Genomic DNA, 4,727 nt, shown 5'->3' on the forward strand with positions numbered 1-4,727 from the left:
AATTTATTCTGAAAAAGGGCTGGATCCTTATAAAGTTATTGAATATAAAAAGAAAAATGGAACAGTTACTGGTTTTCCCGGAACTTCTAAAATTACAAATGAAGAATTGCTTGAACTTGATGTGGACGTTCTTTTTCCTTCTTGTCTTGAGAATGTTATAAGTGGTGAAAATTCAAAAAGAATTAAGGCAAAGATTATTGCTGAACTTGCAAATGGTCCAACAACTCCAGAAGCAGATGAAGTTTTATACAGTAAAGGTAAATTTGTTATACCTGATTTTTTATGCAATGCAGGTGGAGTAACTGTTTCCTATTTTGAATGGGTTCAGAATATAACAGGTTATTACTGGAAACTTGAAGAAGTACATAATAAACTTGATGAAAAAATGACAAAAGCATTTTACGATGTTATTAAAGTTTACGAAGAAAAGAAAATAAGTCCAAGAATGGCTGCCTATCTAGTTGCTGTAAATAGAGTAGTTGAAAGTATGAAGTTGCGCGGCTGGGTATAACTTTAATGAAAGAATACTGCGGAATTGTAGGAATATTCAATCTAAAAAAAATTTCAGAGTATTTATATTTTTCTCTATTTTCTCTTCAACATAGAGGCCAGGAAAGTTGTGGAATTGTTTTTTCTGATTTTAATGATGTTTTTATACATAAAGGTATGGGTCTTATCAGTGATGTTTTTTCGAGATTTGATTTTACAAAATATAAAGAAAAATTAGGTTTTGGAATTGGACATGTTAGATATTCAACAACTGGAAATCCTGATATAAAAAATATACAGCCATTTATAGTTGAATATAAGGGGAGAATCTATGCAATTGCTCATAATGGTAATCTTGTGAATAGTTATAATTTAAGGAAAAAACTTGAAGAAGAAGGAACACTTTTTCAAACAACTCTTGATACAGAAATAATTATGCACTTAATTTTTAAATCAAAAAAAGAAAAATTTGAAGATAAATTAAAGGAAGCATTATCAGAAATAAAAGGTGCCTTTTCACTTGTTTTATTTACTCCTGATGGGATTTATGCTATTAAAGACCCAAATGGATTTAGGCCTTTATGTCTTGGTAAATTAAATAATGGTTATGTGATATCATCTGAAAGTTGTGCTTTTGATTTGATAGGTGCTGAATATATAAGAGAAATAGAAGAAGGTGAGATTCTTTTTATAGGAAAAGATGGTTTAAAGAGTTATTATTTACCAAAAAATAAAATTTCAAGATGTATATTTGAATTTATATATTTTGCAAGGCCTGACAGTAAAATATTTGGTAAAAGTGTTTATGTTGCAAGAAAAAAACTTGGTGAAAATCTTGCAAAAGAATTACCTTTTTCGGCAGATATAGTAATACCTGTTCCTGATTCCGGAAATATTGCTGCTATTGGACTTGCAGAGAAATTAAAAATACCATTTGAAATGGGTTTTATAAGAAATCATTATGTAGGAAGGACATTTATTATGCCATTTCAGACATCAAGGGAACTTGGTGTAAAAATAAAATTGAATCCTGTACCAGAAATTATCAAAAATAAAAAAATTATAGTGGTTGAAGATTCAATAGTAAGAGGAACAACGAGCATGCTGAGGATTAAAGAACTTAGAAAAGCAGGTGTAAAAGAAGTTTATATGGCAGTAAGTTGTCCTCCAATTAAATATCCGTGTTTTTATGGAATTGACTTTCCGGATAAAAATGAACTTATTGCCTCTTTTAATGAAGTTGAAAAAATTAAAGAAAAAATTGGACTTGATGGACTTTATTATCTTTCTCTTGAAGGAATGATTTCTTCTATTTCTTTGCCATCTGGTGAATTCTGTACTGCATGTTTTACAGGAAAATATCCAGTTGAAGTAGAGGGATTTATAGGAAAAAGGCAATTTGAAAATGAAGGGATATCTTGTTATTGAAGATGGAACAATTTATAAAGGTAAAACATTTGGAGCAGAAGGAGAAAGATTTGGAGAATTAATTTTTAATACAAGTATGACTGGATATCAGGAAATAATATATGACCCTTCCTATAAAGGACAGATTGTTGTTATGACATATCCCTTAATAGGAAATTATGGTGTTAACTCTGAAGATGTTGAATCTTATAAAATTCATTTTGAAGGTTTTGTTGTTAGAGAGAAAAGTAAAATCTATTCAAACTGGAGAGCAGAAAAATCACTGGATGAATTATTTGAGGAAAATGGAATAATAGGGATTGAAGATGTTGACACAAGAAAAATTACAGAAAAAATAAGGGATGAAGGAGCAATGAAGGCAGGGATATTTACAGGAGAGCGTGATTTGAAAGAAATGATTGAAAAGGTTAAAAAATCACCATCTATTGTCGGAGTTGATCTTGTAAAAGAAGTTATAAAAGAAAAGCCATACTGGTGGAAAAAAGAAGGAAAATATAAAGTAGTTGTTATTGACTGTGGAGTTAAATATAATATTTTGAGAATCCTTTCAAGATTTGATTTAAAAGTTGTTGTTTATCCTGCGAATACACCTTATGAAGAAATAGAAAAGGAAAAACCAGATGGAATTTTAATTTCAAATGGACCTGGAGATCCGGAGCCACTTAAATATGTAATTGAAAATGTAAGTAATCTGGTTGAGAAATATCCTGTATTTGGTATATGTCTTGGTCATCAAATTCTAGGCCAGGTTTTCGGCGGGAAAACATATAAATTAAAATTTGGCCATCATGGAGCAAATCACCCAGTAAAGGACTTAAAAACAGGAAAGATATATATAACAGTTCAAAATCACGGTTTTTGTGTAGATATAAATACAATTAAAGACCCAGATATAGAAATTACTCATATAAACTTAAATGACCATACGCTTGAAGGTATAGAACATAAAAAATTACCGGTATTTTCTGTTCAATTTCATCCTGAAAATGCACCTGGACCAAGGGATGCAGAATATCTCTTTGAAAAATTTTATGAATATATAAAAAATGGGAAAAAGAACTGATATAAAGAAAATTATGATAATTGGTTCTGGCCCTATAATAATAGGTCAGGCATGTGAATTTGATTATTCTGGTTCTCAGGCATGTAAAGCATTGAAAGAAGAAGGATATGAAGTTGTCCTTGTAAACAGTAATCCCGCAACAATAATGACAGACCCAGATATGGCTGATAAAATTTACATTGAGCCATTAGTTCCTGAAATAATTGCAAAAATAATTGAAAAAGAAAAACCCGATGTTCTTCTACCAACTCTTGGTGGACAGACAGCTTTAAATATTGCGACTTCATTATATGAGATGGGAATTTTACAGAAATATAATGTTGAATTAATAGGTGCAAACTATTATGCAATAAAAAAAGCAGAGGATAGAGAATTATTTAAAGAATCAATGAAAAAAATCGGATTAAAAGTTCCTGAGAGTGGTATAGCACATAATATAAAAGAGGCAATTGATGTGGCAAAGAAAATTGGTTTTCCTGTAATTATAAGACCCGCATATACTCTTGGAGGGACAGGAAGTTCGGTAGCATATAATATTGAAGAATTTGAAGGTCTTGCTGAAATTGGTTTGAAAGCAAGTTTAATAAGTGAAATTTTGATTGAGCAATCAGTACTTGGCTGGAAAGAATATGAACTTGAGGTAATGAGGGATTTAAAGGATAATGTGGTTATAATCTGTTCAATAGAAAATTTTGACCCCATGGGAATTCATACAGGAGATAGTATAACAGTAGCACCTATTCAAACTTTAACTGACAAAGAATACCAAGATATGAGAGATGCGGCAATAAAAATAATTAGAGAAATTGGTGTTGAAACAGGAGGGAGTAATATTCAGTTTGCAGTTAATCCAGAAAATGGAGAAATGGTTGTTATTGAAATGAATCCAAGAGTTTCAAGAAGTTCTGCTCTTGCATCAAAAGCAACTGGTTTTCCAATAGCAAAGATTGCAACTAAACTTGCTATTGGATATACTCTTGATGAGATTCCAAATGATATAACTAAAAAAACTCCTGCCTGTTTTGAACCTACAATTGATTATTGTGTTGTTAAAATTCCTAAATTTAATTTTGAAAAGTTTCCTGGGGCAAATTCTATTTTAACCACATCAATGAAATCAGTTGGAGAGGTAATGGCAATAGGGAGAACTTTTAAAGAGGCATTACAGAAAGCATTGAGAAGTTTAGAAGAAAGTTTTTGTGGACTTGAAGATATAAATTTAAAACTTGAGACAGAAGAGGGTTTAAGAATTCCAAATCCTTACAGGTTATTTTATATAAAAAGGGCATTTAAAGAAGGAAAAACATTAGACAAAATTTACAATTTATGCAGAATAGATAAATGGTTTCTTTCAAATATAAAAGAAATTACTGATTTTGAAGAGGAAATTAAAAAATTTAAAAATAAGACAATCGATTATGAAACAATAAAAAAAGCCAAAGAACTCGGTTTTTCAGATAAACAAATAGGGAAACTTGTTGGAAAGAGTGAAATGGAGATAAGAAATTTGAGGAAAAAATATGGAATTGAACCTGATTATAAATGTGTTGATACATGCGCGGGTGAATTTATTGCATACACTCCTTATTATTATTCTACTTATGAACATCCTGAAGTGATAAAAATTGAATAAAGATGGAAAAAAGGGTTATAATTCTCGGTGGTGGTCCAAACAGAATAGGCCAGGGTATAGAATTTGATTATTGTTGTGTACATGCTTCTTTTGCTTTAAAAGAAGAAGGTTATG

Annotated in this window: 3 protein-coding genes and 1 pseudogene; all 4 read left to right on the forward strand. The window is 30.5% G+C overall.

Annotation, left to right across the window (positions count from 1 at the left end):
• Positions 1–511: glutamate dehydrogenase (locus PKV21_09125; protein ID HOM27647.1), on the forward strand; the 511-nt coding region annotated here is incomplete at its 5' end.
• A gap of 5 nt (positions 512–516) precedes the next feature.
• Positions 517–1,917: an amidophosphoribosyltransferase gene (gene purF, locus PKV21_09130; protein HOM27648.1), complete on the forward strand. Its 1,401-nt coding sequence runs from the start codon at positions 517–519 to the stop codon at positions 1,915–1,917.
• The gene (carA, locus tag PKV21_09135) at positions 1,895–2,980 is read left to right on the forward strand and encodes a glutamine-hydrolyzing carbamoyl-phosphate synthase small subunit (GenBank protein ID HOM27649.1); all 1,086 of its coding nucleotides are present in this window, start codon (positions 1,895–1,897) and stop codon (positions 2,978–2,980) included. Before purF ends, carA begins: the two co-directional genes overlap by 23 nt.
• Positions 2,964–4,727: pseudogene (gene carB, locus PKV21_09140) on the forward strand (carbamoyl-phosphate synthase large subunit). Before carA ends, carB begins: the two are co-directional and overlap by 17 nt.

The organism is bacterium, assembly GCA_035371905.1.
Lineage (GTDB): Bacteria > Ratteibacteria > UBA8468 > B48-G9 > JAFGKM01 > JAMWDI01.

Excerpts from the sequence above, each read along its gene's own strand:
- purF (HOM27648.1), top strand. The coding sequence starts at position 517 with ATGAAAGAATACTGCGGAATTGTAGGAATATTCAATCTAAAAAAAATT.
- carA (HOM27649.1), top strand. The coding sequence starts at position 1,895 with ATGAAGGGATATCTTGTTATTGAAGATGGAACAATTTATAAAGGTAAA.